Origin of the sequence: Glycomyces sp. TRM65418 (assembly GCF_019710475.1) — a bacterium.
Classification (GTDB): Bacteria; Actinomycetota; Actinomycetes; order Mycobacteriales; family Micromonosporaceae; genus Glycomyces.
Genome location: NZ_JAJFAX010000013.1, coordinates 1 through 26,016 on the forward strand (window position 1 = coordinate 1; position 26,016 = coordinate 26,016).

23 protein-coding genes and 1 tRNA gene are annotated in these 26,016 nt (G+C 69.4%); 12 read left to right on the top strand and 12 right to left on the bottom strand.

The window, feature by feature from the left end; all coding sequences use genetic code 11:
- Positions 1–276: 276 nt before the first annotated feature.
- Positions 277–1,740 (bottom strand): GTPase ObgE, encoded by a 1,464-nt coding sequence (obgE, locus tag K3N28_RS21035; protein ID WP_228094727.1) that lies wholly within the window; start codon positions 1,738–1,740, stop codon positions 277–279.
- 114 nt (positions 1,741–1,854) lie between these two features.
- On the opposite strand from obgE, the gene K3N28_RS21040 reads away from it, so the two are divergent.
- Positions 1,855–1,930, top strand: a tRNA-Lys gene (locus K3N28_RS21040).
- Positions 1,931–2,018: 88 nt separating this feature from the next.
- Here the strand turns inward: K3N28_RS21040 and K3N28_RS21045 are convergent.
- Positions 2,019–2,762 carry a hypothetical protein gene (locus tag K3N28_RS21045; RefSeq protein WP_228094728.1) on the bottom strand — a complete coding sequence of 248 codons (744 nt, stop codon included), beginning with the start codon at positions 2,760–2,762 and terminating at the stop codon, positions 2,019–2,021.
- A gap of 159 nt (positions 2,763–2,921) precedes the next feature.
- On the opposite strand from K3N28_RS21045, the gene phoU reads away from it, so the two are divergent.
- The 4 genes from phoU to pstA all read left to right on the top strand — a co-directional run bounded on the left by phoU (position 2,922) and on the right by pstA (position 6,808).
- Positions 2,922–3,569, top strand: a complete 648-nt coding sequence (gene phoU, locus K3N28_RS21050) for a phosphate signaling complex protein PhoU (RefSeq protein WP_228094729.1) — start codon at positions 2,922–2,924, stop codon at positions 3,567–3,569.
- A gap of 218 nt (positions 3,570–3,787) precedes the next feature.
- Positions 3,788–4,843 carry a phosphate ABC transporter substrate-binding protein PstS gene (gene pstS / locus K3N28_RS21055; protein WP_228094815.1) on the top strand — a complete coding sequence of 352 codons (1,056 nt, stop codon included), beginning with the start codon at positions 3,788–3,790 and terminating at the stop codon, positions 4,841–4,843.
- A gap of 82 nt (positions 4,844–4,925) precedes the next feature.
- Positions 4,926–5,909: a phosphate ABC transporter permease subunit PstC gene (pstC, locus tag K3N28_RS21060; RefSeq protein WP_228094730.1), complete on the top strand. Its 984-nt coding sequence runs from the start codon at positions 4,926–4,928 to the stop codon at positions 5,907–5,909.
- A complete protein-coding gene (gene pstA, locus K3N28_RS21065) occupies positions 5,906–6,808 on the top strand; it encodes a phosphate ABC transporter permease PstA (protein ID WP_228094731.1) in 903 nt (300 codons plus the stop codon). Before pstC ends, pstA begins: the two co-directional genes overlap by 4 nt.
- Before the next feature lie 126 nt (positions 6,809–6,934).
- On the opposite strand, the gene pstB is transcribed toward pstA, so the two are convergent.
- Positions 6,935–7,819 carry a phosphate ABC transporter ATP-binding protein PstB gene (gene pstB, locus K3N28_RS21070; RefSeq protein ID WP_228094732.1) on the bottom strand — a complete coding sequence of 295 codons (885 nt, stop codon included), beginning with the start codon at positions 7,817–7,819 and terminating at the stop codon, positions 6,935–6,937.
- Positions 7,820–7,998: 179 nt separating this feature from the next.
- Between pstB and K3N28_RS21075 the strand changes: the two genes are divergently transcribed.
- On the top strand, positions 7,999–8,385 hold the full coding sequence (locus tag K3N28_RS21075) for a phage holin family protein (protein WP_228094733.1): 387 nt from the start codon (positions 7,999–8,001) through the stop codon (positions 8,383–8,385).
- Between the two features lie 55 nt (positions 8,386–8,440).
- Here the strand turns inward: K3N28_RS21075 and K3N28_RS21080 are convergent, their stop codons facing one another.
- Complete coding sequence (locus tag K3N28_RS21080; RefSeq protein ID WP_228094734.1) at positions 8,441–8,914, bottom strand: hypothetical protein; 474 nt, start codon at positions 8,912–8,914, stop codon at positions 8,441–8,443.
- 342 nt (positions 8,915–9,256) lie between these two features.
- On the opposite strand from K3N28_RS21080, the gene K3N28_RS21085 reads away from it, so the two are divergent.
- Entirely contained in the window at positions 9,257–10,168 is a 912-nt protein-coding gene (locus tag K3N28_RS21085) for a cation diffusion facilitator family transporter (RefSeq protein ID WP_228094735.1), read from the top strand.
- Positions 10,169–10,288: 120 nt separating this feature from the next.
- Positions 10,289–10,462, top strand: a complete 174-nt coding sequence (locus tag K3N28_RS21090) for a DUF397 domain-containing protein (protein WP_228094736.1) — start codon at positions 10,289–10,291, stop codon at positions 10,460–10,462.
- 52 nt (positions 10,463–10,514) lie between these two features.
- Here the strand turns inward: K3N28_RS21090 and K3N28_RS21095 are convergent, their stop codons facing one another.
- A complete protein-coding gene (locus K3N28_RS21095; RefSeq protein ID WP_228094737.1) occupies positions 10,515–11,453 on the bottom strand; it encodes a helix-turn-helix transcriptional regulator in 939 nt (312 codons plus the stop codon).
- Positions 11,454–11,805: 352 nt separating this feature from the next.
- Between K3N28_RS21095 and K3N28_RS21100 the strand changes: the two genes are divergently transcribed.
- Complete coding sequence (locus K3N28_RS21100) at positions 11,806–12,114, top strand: hypothetical protein (RefSeq protein WP_228094738.1); 309 nt, start codon at positions 11,806–11,808, stop codon at positions 12,112–12,114.
- Between the two features lie 235 nt (positions 12,115–12,349).
- On the top strand, positions 12,350–14,179 hold the full coding sequence (locus K3N28_RS21105) for a serine/threonine protein kinase (protein ID WP_228094739.1): 1,830 nt from the start codon (positions 12,350–12,352) through the stop codon (positions 14,177–14,179).
- 126 nt (positions 14,180–14,305) lie between these two features.
- On the opposite strand, the gene K3N28_RS21110 is transcribed toward K3N28_RS21105, so the two are convergent.
- The gene (locus K3N28_RS21110; protein WP_228094740.1) at positions 14,306–17,263 is read right to left on the bottom strand and encodes a UPF0182 family protein; all 2,958 of its coding nucleotides are present in this window, start codon (positions 17,261–17,263) and stop codon (positions 14,306–14,308) included.
- 67 nt (positions 17,264–17,330) lie between these two features.
- Entirely contained in the window at positions 17,331–18,401 is a 1,071-nt protein-coding gene (locus K3N28_RS21115) for a PDZ domain-containing protein (RefSeq protein WP_228094741.1), read from the bottom strand.
- 112 nt (positions 18,402–18,513) lie between these two features.
- On the opposite strand from K3N28_RS21115, the gene K3N28_RS21120 reads away from it, so the two are divergent.
- A complete protein-coding gene (locus tag K3N28_RS21120; protein ID WP_228094742.1) occupies positions 18,514–19,779 on the top strand; it encodes a zinc-dependent metalloprotease in 1,266 nt (421 codons plus the stop codon).
- Positions 19,780–19,791: 12 nt separating this feature from the next.
- On the opposite strand, the gene K3N28_RS21125 is transcribed toward K3N28_RS21120, so the two are convergent.
- Positions 19,792–20,325, bottom strand: coding sequence for a YgjP-like metallopeptidase domain-containing protein (locus tag K3N28_RS21125; protein WP_374209848.1), 534 nt, complete (start codon positions 20,323–20,325; stop codon positions 19,792–19,794).
- A 144-nt stretch (positions 20,326–20,469) separates the two neighbouring features.
- Positions 20,470–20,634 carry a DUF5679 domain-containing protein gene (locus tag K3N28_RS21130; protein WP_228094743.1) on the bottom strand — a complete coding sequence of 55 codons (165 nt, stop codon included), beginning with the start codon at positions 20,632–20,634 and terminating at the stop codon, positions 20,470–20,472.
- Positions 20,635–20,924: 290 nt separating this feature from the next.
- On the opposite strand from K3N28_RS21130, the gene K3N28_RS21135 reads away from it, so the two are divergent.
- Entirely contained in the window at positions 20,925–22,229 is a 1,305-nt protein-coding gene (locus tag K3N28_RS21135; protein ID WP_374209849.1) for an ABC1 kinase family protein, read from the top strand.
- 103 nt (positions 22,230–22,332) lie between these two features.
- Here the strand turns inward: K3N28_RS21135 and K3N28_RS21140 are convergent, their stop codons facing one another.
- The 3 genes from K3N28_RS21140 to K3N28_RS21150 all read right to left on the bottom strand — a co-directional run bounded on the left by K3N28_RS21140 (position 22,333) and on the right by K3N28_RS21150 (position 25,702).
- The gene (locus K3N28_RS21140; RefSeq protein ID WP_228094745.1) at positions 22,333–22,536 is read right to left on the bottom strand and encodes a hypothetical protein; all 204 of its coding nucleotides are present in this window, start codon (positions 22,534–22,536) and stop codon (positions 22,333–22,335) included.
- Positions 22,533–22,892, bottom strand: a complete 360-nt coding sequence (locus K3N28_RS21145; protein ID WP_304608749.1) for a WhiB family transcriptional regulator — start codon at positions 22,890–22,892, stop codon at positions 22,533–22,535. Before K3N28_RS21145 ends, K3N28_RS21140 begins: the two co-directional genes overlap by 4 nt.
- A gap of 662 nt (positions 22,893–23,554) precedes the next feature.
- Positions 23,555–25,702: an ATP-dependent DNA helicase UvrD2 gene (locus tag K3N28_RS21150; protein ID WP_228094746.1), complete on the bottom strand. Its 2,148-nt coding sequence runs from the start codon at positions 25,700–25,702 to the stop codon at positions 23,555–23,557.
- Between the last annotated feature and the right edge of the window lie 314 nt (positions 25,703–26,016).

Consider the following 26,016-nt stretch of genomic DNA (forward strand, 5'->3'; position numbering starts at 1 on the left):
TTCAATCAGATAAGAAACTCTTAGAAGTTCCATCTCCGACCGGAGCGGCTCCAGTAACTTACCAGACCGGTTTTCGGGCCGTATCGGCCCCCGATCGATTCGTTCGGAGTTTTACCCTTTTGGTTTGGGCCAGGGCCTTTCGGCTTTCCTGTCCGTTTCCCCCTCGGGCAAAGACAAATTTACGCGACCTGAAACCGGGGTTCGCAAGGGGGGTACGTGCTCGGCGCCACACCCTCGCGAACCCCGTGTTTTCGCAGGTCATTCCGCACGAAGGGTCTAGCCCTTGCGGCTCTTGCCCTTGGATTCCTTCTCTTTGGCCACGCGCTCGAGCAGTTCGGTCCGGCGGGCCCTGCGCTCGGCGAGGCGTTCGTCGGCGCCCTTGCGGTCGTTCACCTCGAACCGCGCGTCGGTGCCGCGCGGTCCGACGGTGGCGATGACGTTCGGGTCGGTCGGCTGCCACTCGAACTCGTGGTCGCCGATCTTCACGATCGAGCCGGGCACCGCCCCTTGCTTCGCGAGCGCGTCCTCGACGCCGAGGGCGGCGAGGCGGTCGGCGAGGTAGCCGACGGCTTCCTCGTTCTCGAAGTTGGTCTGGCCGATCCAGCGCTCGGGCTTGCTGCCGCTGATGACGAATTCGACGTCGCCCTCGTACGCCGGCACGACCTTCTTGATGTCGAAGCCGGAGTCGTCGACGGCGAGGGGGCGGATGATCGTGCGCGTCGCCTCGATCGGCGGCTGCGCGTCGCGGTACTCCACTACTTCCTTCGCGAAGGCGAAGTTCAGTTCCTTCAGTCCTTCGCGGCTGACGGCGCTGACGGCGTAGACGGGCCAGCCGTACTTCTCGAGGTCGCCGCGAACGTACTCGGCGAGTTCGCGGCCGTCGGGGACGTCGATCTTGTTGAGGACGATGATGCGCGGACGGTCGGCGAGGCCGCCGTACTCGGCGAGTTCGTGCTCCAGGGCGTCGATGTCGGAGACCGGGTCGCGGTCGGATTCGAGGCTGGCGCAGTCGACCACGTGCGCGAGGACCGCGCAGCGTTCGATGTGTCGCAGGAACTGGAGCCCGAGGCCCTTCCCGGCGGCCGCGCCCGGGATGAGGCCCGGGACGTCCGCGATGGTGTAGGTGGTCTCGCCCGCGGAGACGACCCCCAGGTTCGGAGCCAGCGTGGTGAACGGGTAGTCGGCGATCTTCGGCCGGGCGGCCGACATCGCGGCGATGAGGGAGGACTTGCCCGCGGAGGGGAAGCCGACGAGGCCGACGTCGGCGACGCTCTTGAGTTCGAGGACGACCTCGAGCTCGTCCCCGGGCTCGCCGAGTTCGGCGAAGCCTGGCACCTTGCGCTTGGAGCTGACGAGGGACCGGTTGCCGCGGCCGCCGCGGCCGCCCCGGGCGACGGTCACCTCGGTGCCGATGCCGGTCATGTCGGCCAGCACTTCGCCGTCGGCGTAGATGACGGTGCCGTTGGGCACGGCGACCCGGACGGACTCGCCGTTGGCGCCGTCGCGGTTGGAGCCCTGGCCGTGCGTGCCGTTGCCGCCCTGCAGGCGGGTCTGGAAGTGGAAGTCGAGCAGGGTGTGCACGTTCGGGTCGACGACGAAGACCACATCACCCCCGTGGCCGCCGTTGCCTCCGTCGGGGCCGCCGAGCGGCTTGAACTTCTCACGGTGGACCGACACACAGCCGTTGCCACCCTTACCGGCAACGACCTGGAGATTTACGCGGTCTACGAAACTTGTCACCTGACAAGCGTAGCCACCGAAGGGACCCCTGTAGTCGGAGCCCGCGGCACATGCTAAAGTTTCTCCTCGTGCGAGAGACACCGGCGGAAACGCGTGGTCGAACTCAATCGTCAAGCGCCGCTAGCTCAACTGGCAGAGCAGCTGACTCTTAATCAGCGGGTTCGGGGTTCGAGTCCCTGGCGGCGCACCACACAGAGGTCCTGGTCACACAGGGCCTCTTTTGGTTTTCCCGGAAAGTTAGAAAGGCCCGGCGGCCGTGCGGCTGCCGGGCCTTTCGCTCACATGTAGTCGGCGAAGAGCGTCTCGCACTGCTTGGCGAAGTCCGCCAGGGTCTCCACCGCGGCCGCCTCGTCGACGTTCTCCTCGTCGTACAGGCTCGTGTAGAGCTTGACCTCGAGGCTGCCGAGGGCGATGTGGAGGGTAAGGGTCTTGTAGCCGGATTCGTCCTTGGTCCAGTAGCTGCCGGCGTCGCCGATCTCGGTGTACTCGGAGAACTCGTAGCCCTCTTCCGCGGTGTAGTAATCGGCGTCCGACTCGACCCAGGACTGGACGTCCGAGGCGTCCTCGTAGTCGCTCACGTACACGTTGACGTACATGAAGTCGTCGTCGTAGAAGGAGCAGCTCAGCGAGCTGAGGCCGTTGCTGTTGGAGGCGGACCGGTAGGTGTCGTCCTCCCGGAATTCACCGAAGACCTCTTCGAACTTGGACATGTCGAAGGCGTCGCACGCGTCGGCGGTCATCTCGGCGGGGCCGACGTCACCGCCCTCGGTGTCGCCGCCGTCGCCGCCCGTCTCCTCGTCGCTGCTCGCATCGCCGCTCGGTTCGCCTTCGGTGGTGCTCCCGTCACCGCCCTTGGCGGAGTCGTCGCCGGCGGTCTGCTGCACCACCAGGAGGACCACGGTCATGATGACGACCAGGACCACCAGGATCGCCCCGCCGATCAGCCACAGGTTGTTCTGACGCGGCGGCTGGGGCTGGCCGTAGTGCGGCGTCGGGTAGCCCGGCTGCGAGGGGTAGGTCATCTGGTCCGCTCCCTGGGGATCGATCGTGCTTCGCCCACACTCTAACGCCGGGCGTCCAGGGGTGTTCGCGGGGCGTTTCCGCGGGTGGGGCCTACCGAACCGGACGGTTGTCTACACTTGGCGCGTATCCGGCCCTTCCTACCCCGCGATTGGTCCACTATGGCGAATGTCTTCCACCAGCACCTCGATGAACTCAACGAGCTCTTGGTCGACATGGCGCGGCGGGTCGGCGACGCGGTCGAGCGGGCCGGCACGGCGCTCCTGGAGACCGACGCCGTCGCCGCCGAGGCGGTCGTGTCGGGCGACGACGAGGTGAACGCGCTCCAGTTCCGGGTCGACGACCGGATCGTGGAGCTGATGACCCAGTACGACCCGGTGGCGACGGATCTGCGGTTCATCTTGGGCGCGGTGCGGATCTCAGTCGACCTGGAGCGCATGGGCGACCTGGCGAAGCACGTGGCGAAGTCGGTGCTGCTGCGCGCGCCGGTGCCGGTGATCCCCGATTCGATGCGGGCCGACTTCGCGGCGATGGGGTCGGCGGCGGTGCGGATCTCCGAGAAGCTGGTCGGGATCCTGGAGGAGCGCGACCACCTGGAGGCCACGCAGATGGGGCTCGACGACGACGAGCTCGACGCGATCCAGCAGCGCATTCACGATCAGGTGCCGACGCTGGCCTACGGGCCGCAGACGGCGGTGGACGTGGCGCTCCTGGCGCGGTTCTACGAGCGGTTCGGCGACCACGCGGTGCGCGTCTCGCATCAGGTCGTCTATCAGGTGACAGGTGTCGTTCACCTCGATCGTTCATAACGGGTTGATCACGGCCCGGCCGAGACCTGATTAAAACGCCTGTTCACGGCGTTAGTCTCACCGATCTCTCTCATGCTGTCGCGAATCGCGCTCAGTCGTTCACCTTGAGTTCAACTACAAGTCAGCGGGTGAACACCGGGTCTGGGTTTGATGGTGGCGGACAGTGAAGAAGGAGCCCGGCCGTGCGCCGGGAGACGGAGTAGAGACCAGCTGTGAACATGAAACTGAACCGCAGAGCCATCTTCGGCGGCATCACCGCCGGCACCCTCGCATTCGGCCTGGCGGCCTGCGGCGGCGGCGACGACAGTGACACCGGCGCTGACGGCGACATGGTGTCCGGCGAGATCAACGGCTCCGGCGCGAGCTTCCCCGACGCGTACTACGCGGCGGCGATCGAGGCCTACGCCGAAGTGAACCCCGACCTGATCGTCACCTACAACGCCGTCGGCTCCGGCACCGGCAAGTCCGAGTTCGGCGAGGGCCTGAACGACTTCGCCGGCACCGACTCGCTGGTCGGCGACGACGACGGCGTCGAGGCCGGCTCGTTCCAGTACATCCCGACCGTGGCCGCCCCGATCACCGTGTCGTACAACCTCCCGGGCGTCGAAGGCCTGCAGCTGGACCAGGACACGCTGGCGAACATCTTCCAGGGCGCCATCACGACTTGGAACGACCCGGCGATCGCCGCGACGAACGAAGGCGTCACGCTGCCCGACACCGCCATCACGATCGCGCACCGGTCGGACGGCTCGGGCACCACCGCCAACTTCACCAAGTTCCTCGACGAGGCCACCGACGTGTGGACGCTCGGCTCCGGCGACGAGGTCACCTGGCCCGAGGGCTCCATCGGCGGCGAGAAGAACACCGGTGTCGCCCAGGTCATCACCCAGACCGAAGGCGCGATCGGCTATGTCGACCTCGCCGACGCGACCGAGACCGGCCTGATGACCGCGTCCATCGAGAACGCCGAGGGCGCCTTCATCCAGCCGACGCTCGAGGCCACCACCGCGGCCCTCGACGGCGCCGAGGTGAACGAGGACCTGTCGTACAACCCGCTGAACGCGGCCGGCGCCGAGACCTACCCGATCGTCGCGCCGACGTACATCCTCCTCCACACCGAGTACGAGGACGAGACCGTCGCCGCCGGCGTCAAGGAGTTCGTGAACTACCTGATCACGGACGGCCAGGACATCGCGACCGACAACTACTTCGCGCCGCTGCCCGACAGCCTGCGCGAGCAGGCCGTCACCGCCCTGAACGACACGATTGCCTAGGAACCCCGGATCCGATGACCCCAACGGCCTCCGCGCCGATGGGGTTTTCGGCCGTTCCGACGACGAAACCGGAGAGACGAACGTGACCGCTACGGCACCTCCCGAAGCGCCCCCCGAGGTCGACCTCGGAGGCGAAGCCCGCTCCCGCCGCACTGACAAGGGATTCACCGGCCTGGTGACCCTGGCCGGCCTCACCGTCCTCATCGTGCTGGGCCTGATCCTCGTCACGACCTCGGTCCAGGCCTGGCCCGCCATCGCCGAAGGTCCGATCCAGTTCCTCACCGGGTCGACCTGGGACCCGAATGACGAGCTCTTCGGCACACTGCCGTTCCTCTACGGCACGCTGGTGACCTCGCTGATCGCGATGATCGTCGCGGTGCCGGTGTCGATCGGCATCGCCCTGTTCATCACGGAAGTGGCCCACCGCCGGAGCCGCAAGTACATCGTGACGGTCGTCGACCTCCTCGCCACGGTCCCCTCCGTGGTCTTCGGGCTCGTCGGCAGCATCGTGCTGATCCCCTGGGTCACCCCCCTGTACCAGTGGTGGGCGGGGGTCGTGGCCCCGGTCCCGGGCCTGAACGCGATCTTCGACGAGACCAACACGGGCCGGAACTACTTCACCGCGGGCCTGATCCTGGCGGTCATGTGCATCCCGATCATCACCTCGATCTCCCGAGAGGTGTTCGCTACCGTGCCCGAGATCGACAAGCAGGGCGCGTACGCCCTTGGGGCGACCCGCTGGGAGATGATCACGGGCGCGATCCTCCCCCACTCGTTCGGCGGCCTGGTCGGCGCCTCGATGCTCGGCCTCGGCCGGGCGATGGGCGAGACGATCGCCGTGGCGCTGGTCATCGGCGGCTCGCTGGGTATCAACGCGAACCTGTTCGCTCCCGGCAACACGATGGCCGCGGTCATCGCCCAGCAGTGGGGTGAGTCGAGCGGCCTCCACACCGACGCCCTCATCGGCATCGGCGTCGTGCTGTTCGCGATCACCGTCCTCATCAACTTCCTGGCCCGCATCGTGGTCCAGCGCGCTGAGCTCCAAATGAAGGGTGCCCGCTCATGACGACCCTCCAGAACGGCGGTCCCACGCCGCCGGACCTGTCCGGTCGCAACCTCTCGCTGCGACGCGCGGTCGCCGATCGGGGGGCCACGGCCCTCATCGGCCTGTGCGTCCTCATCGCGGCCCTGCCGCTGGCCCTGGTGGCCTGGCAGGTCGTCTCGCGGGGCGCCTCGGCGTGGAGCCTGGCGTGGTTCTTCGAGGAGATCCCGCGGAACTACCGCACCGAGGGCCCGGGCATGGGCCCGGCGATCCTCGGCACGCTCTTGATCACCGGCATGGCCGCGCTCATGGCGATCCCGGTCGGCGTGCTCGGCGCGGTCTACCTCAACGAGTACGGCAAGAACAAGCCGCTGGCGCGGTTCATCCGCACGATGGCCGACGTCATGACCGGCGTGCCCTCGATCATGATGGGCCTGTTCATCTACGTCGGCTACGTGCTCGTCATCGGCGATAAGACGGGCTTCGGGGGTGCGCTCGCGCTGGCCAGCCTGATGCTGCCGATCGTGATCCGCTCGACCGAGGAGATGCTGCGGCTCGTCCCGGACGAGCTGCGCCAGGCGTCCTCGGGTCTGGGCGCGCGCAAGTGGCGCACGGTCATGGGCGTGGTGCTTCCGGCGGCCTCGTCGGGCATCACCTCGGGCTCGCTGCTGGCGGTCGCCCGCGCGGCCGGTGAGACGGCGCCGATCATCGTGACCGTCGGCTTGACGTACATCTACAAGCCCGACCTGTTCGACGGCCAGAACACGACGCTGGCGGCGCAGATCTTCCGGAACGCGAGCCAGCCGTTCGCGGCCTCGCAGGAGCGCGCCTGGGGAGCGGCGCTGACGCTCATCACGATCGTCTTCCTGTTCACGATCCTGTCCCGGATCATCGCGTCCCGCTTCGCCATCGACAAGCGCTAGCGCGAGGCGGTCTCTCTCCGAGGCCTCCGCACCGACCGGTGCGGGGGCCTCTTCGCTCGGACGGGAAAAGCCCGTCCCAGATGGGACGGGCTTCGGGCTTCGCCGCGCCGCTACGGCGCCGGCCCGCTAGCCGAAGCGGCCGGTGACGTAGTTCTCCGTGCGCTCGTCGGAAGGCGTGGTGAAGATGCGCTGCGTGTCGTCGAACTCGACCAGGATGCCCGTGCGGGTGTCGCTGAGCTCGTTGACCTCGGTGGAGAAGAACGCGGTCTTGTCGGAGACGCGCGCGGCCTGCTGCATGTTGTGGGTGACGATCACGATCGTGAACTGCTTGGCCAGGTCGACCATGAGTTCTTCGATGCGGGCCGTCGCGATCGGGTCGAGCGCCGAGCACGGCTCGTCCATGAGGACCACCTCGGGCGCCAGCGCGATCGTCCGCGCGATGCACAGCCGCTGCTGCTGGCCGCCGGAGAGGGCCAGGGCGCTCTGCTTGAGCTTGTCCTTGACCTCGTCCCAGAGGGCGGCCTTCTTGAGCGAGTCCTCGACGATGGCCTCGCGCTCGGCGCGGGGCACGCCGTGGATCTTGGGGCCGTAGGCGACGTTGTCGAAGATGGACTTCGGGAAGGGGTTGGCCTTCTGGAAGACCATGCCGATGCGGCGGCGGACCTCGACGGGGTCGACGCCGGCGTCGTAGACGTTCTTGCCGTGGTAGGCGACGGTGCCCTCGACGCGGGCGCCGGGGATGAGGTCGTTCATGCGGTTGAGCGAGCGCAGCAGGGTCGACTTGCCGCAGCCCGAGGGGCCGATGAGCGCGGTGATCTCGTTCTTGGCGACGCTGAAGTTCACGTCCTTGACGGCCTTGAAGGCGCCGTAGTAGACGTTGACGTCCTTGATGTCAAAGACGGTGGGGGCGCCGAGGCCGACCGGACCTCGCTGGGGGGCGGGGTGGTGGTTCGCGCCGATCCGGCGGGGGTCGACGGTCGGGCCGACCGCCGGCAGCGACGGGTCGCTCATGGTCTCTCCTTCTGCCCGGCGGCAAGGTTGGAAGCAGGCGGGCTGCCGCGAATATATGCGCGGAGGGTGACCTCGAATTCCCTCTGCGGTGAACGAGGGGTGAATGCGCGGTCCCGGGTCGGTCTCCTCGAATCGGCGGAAACTGGACGCGGCGGGGGCGGGGCGGCGATACTGGCGCCATGAGATTTCTGGTGCGGCTGGTGCTGACGGCACTGGCGCTGTGGCTCGCGACGTGGATCGTCGGGGGCATTCAGCTGTACGGCGACTCGACGCCGGCGAAGTTCTTGTCGCTCTTGGTGGTGGCGTTGATCTTCACGGCGGTGAACACGTTCGTGAAGCCGCTCGTCATGGCGATCGGCTGCGCGTTGTACGTGCTCACGCTGGGCCTGTTCGGCCTGGTGGTGAACGCGTTGATGTTCTGGCTGACGGGGTGGGTCTCGGAGAAGCTCTCGCTGGGGTTCTCTGTGGACGGCTTCTGGGCGGCGTTCTGGGGCGCGATCATCGTGTGGCTGGCGATGTGGGTCATGGACCTGCTGTGGCCGCGGAAGACCCCGGCCGAGGACTAGCGGCGACGCGGGCGAGGGGGCGATCGGGTGATCGCCCCCTCGTCGTTCGGGGTCGTCAGAAGGGCAGTCCGGTGGACGGCCCGGTCGGGACGTCGCTGACGTTGTCGTCGCGCTTGGCCGCCTTCTTGGCCCCGGAGGCGTTGAAGGGCATGGGGCCCTGCGGTCCCGGGGCCTTGCCGAGGCGGCGGCGCATGATGTTCAGGTTGTGCAGTCCGGCGAGCGCGTACGTCCTGATGCGCCCGAACTGCTTGGTCTTCTTGGCGGTCTTGAGTTGTTCGACGGCTTTGTAGTGGAGTTTCCGCGCGCGGTCGAGCGCCACTGCCGCTTCGGTGTCGCCGACGGAGATCGGGGCGATCTTCAGTTGGTTGCCGAGCAGTTCGGTCCAGGCCTCGGCGTCGTTCTTGGCCTGGGCTTTGCGGCGGCGTTTGGTCTCGACGGCGGAGCGCAATCCGAGGACCGCGGCGAAAATGAGGACGATCGCGACGATAGCGACGAACGCGATGGTTGAGGTTTCAATGGCGTCTTTCATCGTCACCCCCCGTGACCAGTGCTGATGTTGTTGGTACGAATATTATTCCATTCCTGTCCTGCAATTGTGAAAGTCCCCTCGGTTAGGGCGTTTCCGTGGGCATCCGGCAGGAACATCGCAGACCGGGCGGCTCCCGGCGCGCGAGACAGATCTCTCGGGTACCCCAGGTCAGGGGCGGTGAATCCGCCCGGCGCCGCCCCGCGCGGTCACCGCGCCGCCCGGCCGCCGCAGCGTCCCGTTCACATATATGCAAACGTACGCATGTTAGCATTCGACGTCGGCGGGGACCCCTGCCGAGACCCGGCGCTCCGGTTCGGCGCGCATCGAAGGAGGCCGCCCGCCATGGGCCACGACCACTCGCACGCCACCGCCGTCTCGCTCGGCTCACGCCACCGCGGACGGCTCTGGCTGGCCCTCGGCCTGGCCGGCGCGGTCATGGTCGCCGAGGCGGTCGCCGCCTGGTACACGCATTCGCTCGCGCTCCTCTCGGACGCCGCCCACGTCGCCGGCGACGCCCTCGGGATCGCGATGGCCCTGGCCGCCATCATCGCCGTCCGCCGCGCGAACGGCGGGCCCCGCCGGACCTACGGCATGTACCGCCTGGAGGTCCTGGCGGCGTTGGCGAACACGGTGCTGCTGTTCGGCGTGGCGGGATTCGTCCTGGTGCAGGCCGTGCGCCGCCTCCAGGAGCAGCCCGAGGTGCAGTCCGGCCCCATGCTCGCGGTCGCCGTCTTCGGCCTGGCGGCCAACGTGGCCTCGCTGCTGCTGCTGCGCTCGGCCGCCTCGGAGTCGATCAACGTGCGCGGGGCCTATTTCGAGGTCCTCGGCGACGCCGTCGCCTCGATCGGCGTCATCGCGGCGGCGGTCGTCATCGCCTTCACCGGCTGGTACGCGGTCGACAGCCTCATCGCCGTGGGCGTGGGCCTGTTCATCCTGCCGCGCGCCTACCGACTGGGCCGGGACGCCCTGCGCATCCTCCTCCAGCACGCGCCCGTCGGCGTCGATCCGCAAGCGGTCGAGACCTCGCTCGGGGCACTCGATGGGGTGAAAGAAGTGCACGATCTCCATCTGTGGACGCTGACCTCGGGTATGGAGGTCGCGACCGTCCATCTCGCTCTCGACGGGGGCGCCGATCCGGGAACGGTCCTGGGCGACGCGCAGCGGACGCTGGCAGAACGGTTCGGCATCGCGCATGCGACGGTCCAAATCGAGCCGGGCGATCCCGGGCAGGACTGCGGCACGCCGCATTGGTGAAGGCGACACAGGACTGTCCGGTACTTGATATTGACGGATAGTCGACGTTCGCCTTAGCAGGCGCTGGTTAAGCTCGAGACCGTCCTGGGGACTCGAATGCTCCTTGGAAGGAGGAGATCCATGTTGACCCACACATGGAGGAAGAGCAGCAGGTCAGGCCCTAACGGCGCCTGCGTGGAGGCCAGGCTCGCGGAAGACGCGGTAGAGATCAGGGACACCAAGCTGACGGTGAGCCCGATCCTGCGCGCCGGCCGAGCCGACTGGCATTCGCTGCTGCGGACATCAGGCAGGTAGAGAACGAGCGAGGGGGCCGGCTCAGTCGAGTCGGCCCCCTCGCCCTGTCCGGTCAGAGCGCCTTGAGGCGCTCGGCCTGCTGCTCGATGAACTCCAGGCTCCGGCCCGGATCGAGGGCCGCCGAGCGCAGGTTCCCGAAGATCTCGTGGAACGGCTGGACGTCCTCGCCCTCCTCGTACACGTCGCCGTTGTGGCCCTCGATGTAGACCACGTCGGGGTGGCGGTATCCGGGGTCGACGTCGCCGTCGAGCTCGCCGAAGCCGAGGATCGTGAACGAGGAGAGCATCCCCGGGTAGGCGCCGCCGTCGAAGGGCAGCACCTGGAGGTGCACGTTCGGCAGCGAGCCGAGTTCGAGCAGGTTCCGGAGCTGGTCGATCATGACCTTCGGGCCGCCCAGCACGCGCCGGATCGCGGCCTCGTCGATGACGTTCCAGATCTTCAGGTCGCTGCGCAGCCGCTGCTGGCGCTCCATCCGCAGGTCGATGCGCTCGGCCATGTACCGCCGCGACTGGCCCAGCTGGTAGTCGAAGGTGTGCTTGGCGTACTCACGGGTCTGCAAGAGGCCGTTGATGATCAGGCCGTCGTACAGCGACAGGCTGGAGGCGTCCTGCTCGAGTCCGATGTACGTGGCGTAGGGCGGGGAGATGGTGTCGGAGTAGCGGGCCCACCAGCCGCGCTTGCGGCCGTCGCGGGCGAGGCGCACGAGCTCCTCGATGAGGTCGGCGTCGTCGACGCCGTAGACCTCGACGAGGGCCTGGACGTCCCGGGGCTTGATGCCGACGCGGCCGAGCTCCATGCGGTAGATCGTGGAACTGGTGACCTCCAGGGCGTCCGCGGCGTCGTTCGCGTCCTTTCCGGACTGCTCACGCAGGGCCCGGAGGATCTTGCCCGCCCGGCGCCGGCGGACGGTGGGGCTGCCGCTCGAAGGCATCGCCTTGCCTCCCAACTTCTTCGGCAGATCGCTCTCAGCGTGGTCGTTCGATGAACCCATTTGACACCCTGATCTCTCCGGATTCGGTGAGGACGCACCGGCAAGGGGAAGGACTTCCGAGCCGCTCACCGGGTAGCGTCGGCCACGGCCCGCGAGCAACTGCCGGGGCCGCGCCCGTCAGCAGCGCCGCGAACGTCGCCGAGACGGGAAACGCCACCCGATCCGGTTATAACTCTTGCATCCAAAATCTGCATGTGCAATTCTACTCTACGGAGGGGCTACCCGCCTCCCCCGAACTGTACCGATTCGACACCGCGACTCGGCATCGACCAAGTCACACCGAACCGCTCCCTCTGATCGTCAAGGGACACAAGCGGTTCCAACCAATCGAAGACCGGAAAGGCAGCCCGCGTTGCGAAGTCCGTACACACTCGAGAACCCCCCGCCGGACGAACCGCCCAGCGACGTGCTGGTGCCGAGCCTCTGGCGTGTCCAAGCGCGCTGGTGGAAGCGCCACACGCCCGCCCTGGACCAGCGCACCGCGAAGCACCCTCTGTGCGGCCACTGCGGCCAGTCCTGGCCCTGCCACTCCTGGGCCTGCTGGGACGGCCAGCTCGGCCAGGCCGTCGGCCGGTCCGCCGCCGCCGCATCGGCGCTCCCGTCCGCGAGCGCTCCGGCCCGCCCGGTCGGCGTCCTCGCCGCCAACGCGGCCCAGCCGTAGTAGTCGTCGGCGCCGCGGCAGTCCGCGGCGCCGAAAATCCTTCGATCGAGCCGAAGTTCGCCCGTTCCAGCGCGTAGCCTCAGCCGCCTCCGGTCGTTAGTCCCTCAGATATGTTCCGACGCTTGACGAAGCCGCGGCCGCCTCAGCGGCCTCGATGCCGGATCCCGGCCCGCAAGCGTCGCCACGGCCGTTGTCGAGCCATGCAATGGCGTTGTCGAGGGGGAAGAGCCGCCGGATGCTGAGTACGCGCAACCTCAAGGCGGGCGCCGTCCTGGACGGGCGGTACCGGCTCGAACGCCGCATCGGCGGCGGGGGCATGGGCGACGTCTGGGAGGGCACCGACACCGTCCTGTGGCGCACGGTGGCCGTCAAAGTCCTGCTCGCCGACCTCGTCGACGACCGCGGGTTCCGCGAACGCTTCCGCCGCGAGGCCCGCGCCATCGCCGTCATGCAGGGCCCGGGCGTCGTCGAGGTCTACGACTACGGCGAGATCGAGGACGAGGACGCCCAGCTCGCGTACCTGATCATGGAGTACGTCGACGGCAAGCCGCTGTCGCGGCTCCTGGGCCTGTGGGGCAAGCTCGGCGCCGCCGACACCCTCCGGGTCGTCGGCGGCGTCGCCGAGGCCCTCCAGGCGGCCCACGCCGCCGGGATCGTCCACCGCGACATCAAACCCGGCAACATCCTCGTGCGCGGCGACGGCTCGGTCGTCCTGGTGGACTTCGGGATCGCCCGCGCCAACCACAACCTCACCCTGACGACCACCGGCGTCGTGCTCGGCACGGTCACCTACATGTCCCCCGAGCAGGCCGCCGGGGAGAACCTCACCGCGGCCTCCGACCTCTACTCGCTCGGCGTCGTCGCGCACCAGTGCCTGGCCGGGTCGCCGCCGTTCAAGGCCGACACGCCGCTCGGCGTGCTCTCCGCGCACCTGCGCAACGCGCCGCCGCCGCTGCCGACCGACGTTCCGTACGAGGTCACCGAGATCGTGCGGCGCTCGCTCCAGAAGGATCCGTCGGCGCGCTGGCCCGACGCGGCATCGCTGGCCGAAGCCTGCCGCGTCACGCGCGAGGCGCTGCTCGCCGGGCGCGCACCGGGCGGGACGCGGACCAGGGTGCAGCCCGCCCCGGGGCCGTCGACGGGCGCGCACCGGCGGCCGGCCCCGGAGCCGCACTCGGGGCAGTACTCCGGCCGGCACGGCAGTCAGCCCGTGCTCCCGCCCGACGACCCGCACAGCGACCCGCGCACCGATCCGCCCAGCGGGCAGTTCGCCGGGCTGCAGAGCGGCTATCAGACGGGGCCGCAACAACTGCCGTCGTCGGTGCCGTCGGCGTCGACAGGGACGCACACGGGCGGGCACACGCTGCCGCCGTTCCCCAGCGCGCACACCGGGGCGCACGCGGTGAACCCGCCGACCGGTCCGACCGGGGTGACGCCGCAGGCGGAACCGCAGCGCGCCCGGCCGCGGCGGCGCCTGTGGATGGCGCTGGCGGGCGCCCTCGCGGCATTCGTGGCGCTGGGCGCGATCGCGACCACGCTGCCGTGGAGCGAGGACCGCGCGTCGGGCACGCTGCCCGCGAGCGAGTCGGGCGCCGACGGCGCCGAGGTCCAAGGGCAGGACGGCGACGGCGGCGAGTGGAACGGCGAGGACGAGGACGGACCGGCCGAGCACTCGGCCGAGCCGAGCACGACCGTCACGCCCGAGGCCGACGCGTCGCCGACGGAGGAGCCGACCGGTTCGGCCGGTCCGTCGACGAGCCCGAGCAGTTCCGCGAGCCCGAGCCCGAGCGCCTCCCCCTCGGCGCCGGCGAAGTCGACCGTGCCGTACGTGGTCTCCCAGTCCGAGGCCGAGGCCCGCTCGCGCATCGAGGAGGCGGGGCTGAGCACCTCGGTCGAATACGAGGGCGAGGGCGAGGCCCGCTGCGGCGTGGTGCGCCAGTCGCCGAGCGCGGGCAGCGAAGTGGAGTCGGGCTCCACGGTGCAGGTGACCGTTCGCCGCGCGGCCGACGCCGAGGCCTGCAAGCCCGAGGGGGAGCAGACCGCCGGGCCGGACGACGGCCAGTAGCGGCGCGAGCCGCGGGGCGGGAGCCGGGCGCACGCCGGTCGAAGTCCGCTGAACCGCACATCGCCCGGAAGCCGTACGGCTTCCGGGCGATGTGCGGTTCAGCTGCGGCGCAGCGCGCTCAGGGCCTCACTGACCCGCGGCCTGCCTCGCCGCCTCGAGTTGGTCGAGCGCGGCGAGCAGGGCGTCCAGCGCCCGGCCTTCGGCCTCGTTCGAGCCCGAGGCCTGCGCCTCCTCGTACGCGGCCTGCGCGGCGAGGACGTTCTCGATCGCGGCCTCGACTTCCGGCGGGTCGGCCGGCGCCTCGGTCGTCGGCGTCTCCGTCGGCGTCTCGGTCGGTTCCGCCTCGCCTTCGCCTTCGCCCTCGTTCTGGTCGGCTTCGCTCGGCGCGCCGCTGACGTACTTGTCGACCACCATGTCCACGGCCTCCTCGAACGTCGGCGCGAAGCCCACGTAGCCGCCGTAGCTGATCGCCACGTTCGTCAGCCGCGGCAGGTCCTCGCCCTCGCCGCCGGCCTGCCTGCGCAGGTACATCGGTTCGAGGTAGAGGATGCCGTCGCCCACCGGCAGCGCGAGCAGGTTGCCCCACTCCACGGTGGTCCCCGCCTGCTGGGCGTCGCGCAGGGTCGTCACGACCTCCGATGTGGACGTGATGATCTGGTGGATCTGCCGCACCGACTGGTCGTCGCCGCCCACGACGTCATAGACCCGCAGCTGCGGATCGCCGTTCTCGTCGTAGTAGCCCGACATGAGGCTCGCCAGCGCGTTCTCCCGGTTCCTCGGGGTGAAGGTGCTGGTGAGCTGGAAGTACGGCTGCTCCTGGTCCGGGTAGGTCGCGTACACGTAGTAGGCGGGCTGGGTGACCGGCTGCGCCTGCGACGGGTCCGAGGGAGTGGCCCAGGCCTCGCTGCCCTCGATGAAGGTCCGCGCCTCGTCGACGTGGTAGCGCTGGAGCAGGCTCCGCTGGACCTTGAACAGGTCCTGCGGGTAGCGGAAGTGCGCCTCCAGGGCCGCGGGGATCTCGTCCCGCGGCACGACCAGGTCGCCGCCGTAGATCGTGTTCCAGGCCTTGAGGATCGGGTCCTCTTCGTCGAACTCGTAGAGGGTCACCGACCCGTCGTAGGCGTTGACGACGGCCTTGACCGAGGAGCGGATGTAGTTGATCTCCTCGGCGGACTGGTTCGCGACGCCCTGGCCGGAGTAGGTGTCGTTCGTGGCCTCGGCCAGGTTGACCCGGTCGGAGTAGGGGAAGTCGTTGGTCGTGGTGTAGCCGTCCACGATCCACACGATCTCGCCGTCGACGACCGCCGGGTACGGGTCGGCCTCGATGGTGAGGAACGGGGCGACCTTCTGGACGCGGTCGCGCACGTTGCGGTTGTAGAGGAGCTGCGATTCCTCGTTGATCTGGTCGGACAGCAGGAACCGGGGCTCCTGGAACTCCCAGGCGTAGAGGAGGCGCTGCCCGAGGGAGCCGATGTCGACGCCGCCCTCGCCCTCGTAGGTGGTGTAGCGGTCGTCGCCGATCTCCTCGGCGTCCTCCTCGGTGGAGTCCTCGTCGCTGACGGCGACGTCGATCGGCCGGTCGTACTCGCGCGGCGTCTCGTTCTCGGGGGCGCCGACGATCGCGTACTCGTTGTTCAAGAGGCCGTAGTAGATCTGCGGCTTCTCGACGTCGATGATGTCGTTGCCGATCTGGCAGTTGCCCGGGTCGTCGGAGAGCACCCCGGAGGTGAAGCAGGGCGCGCCGCTGTCGCTCTCGGTGGTCGAGGCGGACACGAAGCCCCAGCCGTGGGTGTAGACGGTGTGCGTGACGGTCCAGTCCTGCTGCTCGTCGGCGAGCTGGCTCGGGTTGAGCTCGCGCAGGCCGACGACGAAGTCCTGGGTGACCTCCTGGCCGTTCTCGTCGGTGTAGGTGTAGCGGTCGATGTCGAGCTTCTCGTTGAAGTCGTAGAAGCTTCGCGGCTGCTGGGCCTGCGTGAAGGCGTCGGAGACGACGAACGGGTCGATGAGGCGCACGAACGGGACCGTGGACTGGTCCTGGGCCATGGCCTCGGCGTCCGGTTGGGACGCGACCGGGTAGGTGGTGGTCTCGAGCCCTTCCATGCCGAAGGCGTAGCGGGTGCCGTCGATGGTGTACTGCGCGTAGGGGCCTTCGCGCTGGGGGCGGTTGGGCTCGACCTGGAAGTTGCGCACGACCGCGGGGTAGATGCCGCCGGCGGCGATGGCGGTGACCACGACCAGGCCGAGGGCCGCGGCCGGGAGGGCGAGCGACCTCGTGAAGCCCCAGGAGAAGACGAGGATCACCAGGGCCGCGATGACCGAGACCCAGATGAGCGCGTTCTTGGCGTTCATGAGGGCGGTCATCTCGGTGTAGCCGCCGCCGACGATGCCGGTGACGGGGTTGTCCTGGGTGGTGAAGTCGAAGCGGTCGAAGTAGTACGCGACGGCCTTGAGCCCGAGGAAGAGCGCGACGAGCACCGAGAGGTGGATGCGGGCGACGTTGGTCATCCGGTCGCCTTGGCCGGAGAAGCGCAGCGCGCCGTAGAGGTAGTAGGCGCTCAGGGAGGCGAGGATGCCGACGACGACCGCGGCGAAGCCGAAGCCGATGAGGAACTGCCAGAACGGGAGTTCGAACACGTAGAACCCGGCGTCGCGGTTCAGGACCGGGTCGGACTCCCCGAAGGAGCCGCCGTCGCGGAACAGCAGCCAGGTCGCCCAGCGGCTCTGGGCGGACATGCCGGCGAAGATCCCCACGATGACCGCGGCGCCCCCGATCCACCAGCCGGCGCGGGGCGAGATGAGGTCGCGGTAGCGCTCCAGGCCCTCCTGCTCGGGGGTCGCGGGCCAGGTGTCGGGCCGGAACCGGTAGGCGAGGAAGAGGTTGAGGCCGGTCCAGGCGGCCATGGCCAGTGTGAAGACGCCGAACAGTCCCAGGCGGGTCCACATCATGGTCGAGAACACCTCGGTGTACCCGACGGACTCGTACCACAGGTAGTCGGTGCGGAGGCTGACGATCCAGCCGAGCACCGACAGCAGGACTATGGCGCCCACGAGCAGGATCAGGACGTAGCGTCCTCGTCTGCTCATCCGTGGGGGGGTGGGCGTCCGGTTCGCCACTGAAGCAACTCCTTCTCGTCTCGCGGTGGGGGCGAGGTCAGCAGGTCGTGACTTCCTCGCCGGCCGCTAGGGACTCGAGCGCCGAGACGGCGTCTTCGAGCGTCTCGACTCTGACAATAGTCATGTCTTCGGGCGCGACGGTGACGGCGTCCGAACAGTTCGCGGCCGGGGCGAGGAAGACTTCGGCGCCCGCCGCCGCCGATCCGGTGATCTTCTGCTGGATGCCGCCGATGCCGCCGACGTTGCCCTCCGGGTCGATCTCGCCGGTGCCGGCGATGATCCGCCCGCCGGTCAGATCGCCCTCGGTGACCCGGTCGACGATGCCGAGCGCGAAGATCAGGCCCGCCGAGGGGCCGCCGATGTCGAGCGCCTCGGTGTCGATCTCGATGCCGTACGGGTCGTCGTGGGTGGATTGGAGTTCGACCTCGCCGAGGCGGACGCCGGGGACTTCGGTGGCGACACCGCCGCGGGTCACGGTCACGGTGGTTTCGCTCTCAGCGTAATCCTCGAGCTCGGCGAGGGAGGTGACCGCGGCGCCGTCGACGGCGGTGACGACGTCGCCCGCGACGAGGCCGCCGGAGTCCGCCACGACCTCGATGACCGCGGGCTCGCCGAGGTAGCCGAGGGCGGCCTGCTCGGCGTTGGACTGCGACTCGGCCCAGTCGGACTCCTGCTCCTCGGCGATCTCCTCCTCGGATTCACCGGGCGGGTACACCAGGTCGCGCGGGATGATCGCGTACTCGTCGGACAGCCAGTAGCTCACGGCCTCGGCCAGCGTGACCGACTGCTTGACCCGCACGGTCGTCAGGCGCAGTTCGCCTTCGGAGGGGAATTCGGTGTCGGCCGTGATGATCTGGCGGTCGACCCCGTCGATCTCCTCGGTGCCGAGGACGTCCTCGGTGGGGCCGGGGCTGAACACGACGTAGGCGACGTCCATCGCGAGCGACTGCCAGGTGAGGACCGCGACCAGGACCGCGCCGAGCAGGACCGTGATGCCGCGCCGGCGCACCCGCGCCGAGGACCGGCGGCCGTCGGACGGCGCCCGCGGCGGATCCTGCGGGCCGTCGGCCAGCGTCTGCGGTGATGCGTGCGAGCCATCAGTGGGCATGGGCGGAAGCCTACATGCCGTAGCCCACAGCGGACTTCGGCCCGCAGCGAACAGGGCGGATCAGTTCGGCGGGCCGTGGCCCGCGACCCCGACTCTGACGTACGGTTGGCGCATGGGCTCCGATATTCCTTTCGGCTTCGGCAACTTGGGCGGCGACCTGCCCGACCCGAACGACCCGCGGGTGCAGCAGATGATGCAGCAGCTGCAACAGATGATGGCGCAGTCGCTGTCGTCCGGTCCGGTCAACTGGCAGCTCGCCAAGCAGCTCGCCGAATCGGAACTGAAGGCCGAGAACGTGGTCGGCCCCGCCGAGCAGGCGCAGGTCGCCGAGGCCGTGCGCCTCGCCGACCTCTGGCTGGACTCGGCCGTGAACTGGCCTTCCGGTGTGTCCGCGACGGACGCGTGGACCCGCAAGCAGTGGATCGCGCGCACCGAGGACTCCTGGAAGCAGCTCGCCGAGCCGCTCGCCGCCCAGATGGGCGAGGCGATGCAGACGCTCGTCCCCGAGGAGATGGCCGGGATGCTCGGCCCGATGGCCGACCTCATGAAGGGCGTCGGTTCGGCGCTCTTCGGGGCGCAGATGGGCCAGGCGCTGGCGAAGCTCGCCGGGGAGGTGCTGTCGTCCACCGAAGTCGGTCTGCCCCTTGGCAAGACGGGGGTGGCCGCGATCCTGCCGGGGAACGTCGCCGCTTACGCCGAAGGCCTGGAGCTGCCGGTCGAGGAAGTACGCCTGTACGTGGCGCTGCGCGAGGCCGCGTCGCACCGGCTGTTCACGCACGCGCCGTGGCTGCGCTCGCACCTGCTGGGCGCGCTGGAGGCGTACGCGCGGGAGATCCGCATCGACGAGTCGGCGATCGAGGAGGCCATGTCGGGCATGGACCCGATGGACCCCGAGGCGGCGGCGACCCTGGACCTGAGCGAGGTCTTCAAGACGGAGGACACCGAGCAGCAGAAGGCGGCGCTGTCGCGGCTCGGCACGACGCTGGCGCTCATCGCCGGCTGGATCAGCGTGGTCGTGGCCGAGGCCGCGGGCGAGCGGCTCCCGACGATGGACCGGCTCATGGAGTCGGCTCGGCGCCGCCGCGCGACCGGCGGGCCGGCGGAGCAGACGTTCGAGGCGCTGGTCGGACTGCAGCTCGACCCGGGGAAGGTGCGGGCGGCCACGCAGCTGTGGCAGTCGCTCACCGAGGTCCGGGGCATCGACGGGCGCGACGCGGTGTGGGCGCACCCGGACCTGATGCCGAGCGCGGCCGACCTGGAGCACCCCGAGACGTTCGCGACGGTCTCCGAAGCGCTCGAGGACCTCGACCTGTCGATGTTCGACCAGTTGGCGGTCAACGACCCCAAGGACGAGGACGACGAACCCGACGGGAAGTGACGGCGGCGCCGGTCAGCGGCGCTCGCCGCTCGCTTCGGCGTCGGCGATCCCTTCGAGGTAGCCGCGGGCGCGTTCGGCCTTGGCGTAGCGGCCGACCATGTCCCAGAACGGCCGCGAGTGGTCGGCGTGCACCAGGTGGGCGAGTTCGTGGAGCAGGACGTAGTCGATCACCCATGAGGGCATCATCGCGAGTCGGCGCGAGATCCGGATCGAGCCGTCCGAGGGCGTGCACGAGCCCCAGCGGCGGCGCTGGTTGTCGACCCAGCGGACGCTTCGCGGCATGGCGCACTCGGGGTGGTCGGGGTAGTAGCGGCGGGCGAGTCTGACGGCCCGCTCCCGCAGGGCGGTGTCGGACGCGCGGCCGTCGCGAGCCTCGCGTTTGCGCAGTCGCGCCAGCATGTGGTCGATCCACTCGCGCTCCTCGGACTCCGAGAAGGCGTCGGGGATCATGACGACCACACGGCCTCGTTCTTCATAGGCCGCTACGGTTGCGCGACGCCGGGGAGAGCGCCGCACTTCAACGGGGGGATGCACTTTGCGCGCCATGAACGCACATTAAACCGCGGGGGTGACAATCGCATAACGCGGATGTCGCTATTGCGGCGACTGCGCCGGAATGCCAAGAAAATCCCCTCGCCAGTTTCCCGCAGTGTGGGATCAGACGAGGGGGCGGGCCGCCCGGCCCTGAGGTCACGAGTCCTTGCCGAGAATCCGGTTCATCTTGGTGCCGCAGGTCGGGCACGTCCCCTTGGCCATCCGGCGGCCCGAGTCCGAGACGACCACGGTGCCCTCGAAGTCGCGCTTCTCACGGCATTTGACGCAGTAGCCGTTGTAGGTCTTCGTTGCTTGAGCCACTGGCTTCCCCCTGTTGTGCGCGGCCTTGTCTGCAAGACCTGGAGCGACGGTCACGCTGTGCGACCGTTCGGCCTCAGAATGCCACAGATTTCACGCCTGTAAGCCCGGGCGCGCCGCTTCACTCAGGCGGGTGACGCGCGTGGGCGTCTTCCACCGGCGTCCCGCCGAGGATTGGGACGCTCTTGGACACGCCGAATCGGCCCGGCCGTGAGAGCATTGGGAACGTGAGCGACAGGCATGGATCCGGGCACTCGGGTGACGACCTCCCGCGCCGGGCGTTCTCCCGGGGCATGAAGCTCGCCTCGCTGCCCTTGGGGCTGGCGGGCCGGGCCACGGTCGGGCTGGGGAAGCGGGTGACGGGGCTGGCTGACGAGATCCTCAGCGAGCAGGCGCAGCGGCGCACCGCCGAGCACGTCTTCAGTGTGCTGGGGCAGCTCAAGGGCGGGGCGATGAAGCTCGGCCAGGCGCTGTCGATCTTCGAGGCGGCCCTTCCCGAGCATCTGGCCGCGCCGTACCGGCAGGCGCTGACGAAGCTGCAGAACGCCGCTCCCCCGCTGCCGGTGGCGAGCGTCCACGGCGTGCTCGAGCGGCAGATGGGCGCGGACTGGCGCGAGCGGTTCGCCGAATTCGACGATGCTCCGGCGGCGGCGGCGAGCATCGGCCAGGTGCACCGGGCGGTGTGGCAGGACGGACGGCAGGTCGCCGTCAAGATCCAGTACCCGGGCGCGGGCGACGCCCTGCGCTCGGATCTGCGTCAGCTCTCGCGCATGGCCCCGATGTTCAAGGTGCTCCAGCCGAACTTCGACGTCAAGCGGATCACCGTCGAACTGCGCGAGCGCCTCCTCGAAGAGCTCGACTACGAGCTGGAGGCGGCGACGCAGCAGGAGTTCGCCGAGGCCTTCCGCGGGGACCCGCTGATCGTGGTGCCCGAAGTGGTCCACGCCGGCAGCGAGGTGCTGGTGACCGAGTGGATCGCGGGCACACCGCTGTCGCAGGTCATCGCCGAGGGCACGCAGGAGGAGCGCGACGCGGCGGGGCTGCGGTTGGCGACCCTCCACTTCTCGGCGCCCAAGCGCGTCGGGCTCCTGCACGCCGACCCGCACCCGGGCAACTTCGCGATCGGCGACGACGGGCGGCTGATCGTCTACGACTTCGGCGCGGCGGCGCGCCTGCCGGGCGGGATGCCGGTGCAGGTGGGGCGGTTGACGCGCCTGACGTTGGACGGCAAGGCCGAGGAGGTGGTGGCGGGACTGCGCGGCGAGGGTTTCGTGCCGCCGGGTCTGCAGATCGACGCGAAGGCGATGCTCGAACTGCTCCGGCCGTTGCTGGAGCCGATCGCGGGCGACGAGTTCCAGTTCTCGCGCGAGTGGCTGCGGGGGGAGAGCACGCGGTTGACGGGCCAGGGCTCGGAGGCCGCGAAGCTGAACAAGCAGCTGAGCTTCCCGCCGTCGTACCTGCTCATCCACCGGGTGACCATGGGCTCGATCGGGGTGCTGTGCCAACTGGGCGCGACCGCGAAATGGCGGACGATCCTGGAGGAGTGGCTCCCGGGTTTCGCCGACCCCGAAGGCACCGACCCGAGCCGCGAGCGCTGATCCGCGCCGCGGGCCTGCACCCGCCGCCCGGTTCCGGGCACAACAAAAGGGACCCATCCCCGTTCAGGGATGGATCCCTTCAGCCAACGCGGTCAGTGCGCGTTCAAAGTCGGCCCCGTCGGCGGTGGCGGCCCGAGTAGCCGGCTTCCTTCCACATGCCGCGCATGCGCAGTCGTCCGACGCGTCCGAACAGCGTGCTCGTCGGCAGCATGGGCCGACCGGCCTCGATCTCCCCGCTCAGGAGGACCTCGAGGTCATTCGCGCCGACATCCCGCTTGAGATGGCGGCTCAGGTGTTCGACCGTCATGAGACCGACACCCCCGCGATCGCGAGTTCCCTGGTCCGCGCGGCGAGCTCGGCCTCCGCGGCCTGCTCGATGAGCGCGGCGTCCTTGCGGGGCCGGCCGCGCGGCCGCTTGCGGGCCACGACGTTCCCCTTCTCGAAGATCTCGCCGCCCCAGACGCCCCAGGGCTCGTGGCGCTCGAGCGCGCCGGTCAGGCAGTCCAGCCGCACCGGGCAGTCGGTGCACAGGGACTTGGCGAACTCCAGCTCGGTGGGCTGCTCCGAGAACCACAGGTCGGCGTCGTATTCGCGGCAGGGCAGGTCCCCGCCGGTCTCGCATGCCTGTTCCCGCAGCTCGGGCCCGATGAGGGTGTCGGTCATGAGCTCGGTCTCCTCTCTCATCTCATTCGGCTTCAATGCTTCGTTCGGTCGCATCAGTGCTGGTTGAGGACTCAATTGCTTCGCAATCCGTCTCGTCTGTCTTCTACTGGTGGGCCGCGACCTGGCATGAGCCATACAAAAAGGCCGCGATCCCTGTTGCGGGATTCGCGGCCTCGAGAGGGTCCGAGCGGGCTTCTGTAAGCCCTTTCGATGTTCTCGAGGCGGTTTCCCGCGGGTGACGCCGTGACGCTTCTCGGAGCCGAGAACCGGCTGCCAACCGAGGCCGGCGAATGCACGGCCACGACCAAGAAGTTCCTTGGCGCCCATATCGGTGTTGTCAATCGTGTTGACGGTGCTCGGAACCGTGTTCAGGACGGCGACGGGCAGAGTGGTGCCACGGAGCGAGGCGGGGACAGGCGCGAGGCGCCGATAGACGGCGACGGCCGACTCAAGCGTCGTCACGTGCTGGGTTTCGTTGAGCAGCGTCATCGTCTGTCCCCTCCCTTCGGGTTCCGTGGTCAACATTGGTCTTCATCTCCTCTTGCCGGTGCATGAGGCACACACCTCACCCGGCAGCAGCTACGCTACGCCCGACCCGCTCGGGAGCGCAACGCCTTTTTCCGCGAGTCCCGAAAGAAAGTTTTTGCCAGTCGTTTGCCACGTCAGGGCCCCTCTCCGCACATCGCGACGGCCTCGTTCACTTCTCCACCGTTGACCAGGTGCAACACCGCGGGACCGTACTTGTCGAGTTTGGACTTCCCGATGCCGTGCAGGGACGCGAGTTCAGTGTCGGATCCCGGACAGCGCTCCGCGATCGCGATCAAGGTCACATCGGTGAATACCGTGAAGGCCGGTTTGCCGTCCCGCTTGGCGACGCTCACCCGCCATTCCCGCAGCCGCTCGAAGAGCGCTTCGTCCATAGTGGCGGGGCAATCGGCGCAATGTCCCAGCTTGCGGTCTCTTGCGTCGGTCAGCGGCTTGCCGCAGCCGGAGCAGTCGAGGACTTTGGCCCGTTTGCGCTCGCGCGGCTTCGACGCGGCGGCGCCCGGTTCGGGCAGGCGCGGGAACCCGCCCAGCCCCAGGGGCGCGAGGAAGCGGCAGAGCCGCCGCTCCCGCCCGCCCGCGTTGCGGGCGAGGCCGTAGGAGAGCTGGAGGCGCTCGCGGGCGCGGGTGATGCCGACGTACAGCAGGCGCCGCTCCTCCTCCAGCGCGATGTCGGTGCGGGCGAACGTCGTCGGAAGGGTGCCGTCGGCCAGGCCGACGAGGAACACCACGTCCCACTCGAGGCCCTTGGCCGCGTGCAGGCTCGCGAGGGTCACGCCCTCCACGGCCGGGGCGTGCTGCTCGGCGGCCCGGCGGGACAGCTCGGCGCAGAACGCCTCCAGGTCCGGCTCGGGCCCGTCTTCGTCGGGGTTCGCCCGGTGATGCTCGAGGAACTGCTCGGCGAGCCCCGCCAGCGCCGTGACCGCCTCGTACGCCTCGCGCTGCGCCCCGCCGGAAGGGGCGGCGTCGGGACGCCAGCCGATCGCTTCGAGCGCGGCCGGGACGGCCTCGAGGAGCGGCATCCGCCCGATGTCGGCCTTGACCGCCGAGCGCAGCGCGACCAGGGCCTGGCGCACCTCGGGCCGGTCGAAGAAGCGGGCCGCGCCGGTGACCACGGTCGGGACCCCGTAGGAGGCGAGCGCCTCCTCGTAGGCCTGGGACTGGGCGTTGGTGCGGTAGAGGACGGCGATCTCGGAGGCGCTGGTGCCGTCGGCGATGAGCTGGGAGCAGCGGCGGGCGATCATGTCGGCCTCTTCGGCCTCGTCGGCGAAGACCTCGGCGGTGACGGCGGGGCCGTCGGGCCGCTGGCCGATGAGCTCGAGCCGCATCTTGGCCTCGCGGCCCTTGGACTCGCCGATGATCTGGTTGGCGAGGCCGACCACCTGGGGGGTGGAGCGGTAGTCGCGCACGAGGCGCACCAGGGCGGCGGACCGGTGGCGGCGGGTGAAGTCGAGCAGGTACTTCGAGGTGGCGCCGGTGAAGGAGTAGATGGTCTGGCTGGCGTCGCCGACGACGGTGATGTCGTCGCGGTCGCCGAGCCAGGCGTCGAGCAGGCGCTGCTGGAGCGGGGTGACGTCCTGGTACTCGTCGACGACGAAGAAGCGGTACTGGCTGCGGATCTGGTCGGCGATCGACTCGTCTTCGGTGATCATGTCGGCGGTGTGGGCGAGGACGTCGGCGAAGTCCATGACGCCGGCGCGGCGCTTGGCCTCGACGTAGGCGGCGTAGACCTTGGCGACGTCCTCGGGCGGGGCCGGGGCGTCGCGGCCGATCGCGGCGATGGCGCTCACGTAGTCGTCGGGGCCGATGAGGGAGGAGGCCGCCCACTCCATCTCGGTGGTGAGGTCGAAGTTCTTGGCGCGGGAGGTCTGGAGCCCGGCGCGCGCGGCGGCGATGGCCGTGAACTTGAGCGCGGAGTCGACCAGGTCGGGGAGCCGGCCGTTGAAGCGGCGCATGCCGAAGTAGCGGAGCTGGCGCAGCGCGGCGGAGTGGAAGGTGCGGGCGTTGACGCCGGCGACGCCGAGGCCGCGCAGGCGGTCGCGCATCTCCCCCGCGGCGCGGGCGGTGAAGGTGACGGCGGTGACGTGCTGGCCGCGCATGTCGCCGCGCAGGACGCGCCAGGCGATGCGGTGGGTGACGGCGCGGGTCTTGCCGGTGCCGGCGCCGGCGAGGATGCAGACCGGGCCGGGATCGGCCGTCACCGCCTCGCGCTGTTCAGGGTCGAGTCCCGAGAGGAGTCGTTCGAGGGCCTGATCGCGTGCGGTCATCCGACCAGTGTCGCAGAAGCGCCCGACAGGAACTCGGGAGTGGTTCGCCCGAACGCGCATCGAGTGATCACGGCCACGGCGAACGGCTCGGGTGCCGGACACGGGCCGAGGTGAACGACCGGGCCGCCGTGCGCGGGTCGGCTCGCACGATGCGGTCGCGGTACCCGGACCGCCGCGAGCGGTTCGGGTTGCAGGGCGGCGGCCGAGGCACGCGGATCGAAGCGCCGAGCCCTCGCTGCCGAAGGTGCTTGAAGGGTCTGACGCGCCTCGTCCTCGCATGGCGGTGAGGACCGCCGCGGCCCCGGGCCCTCGCG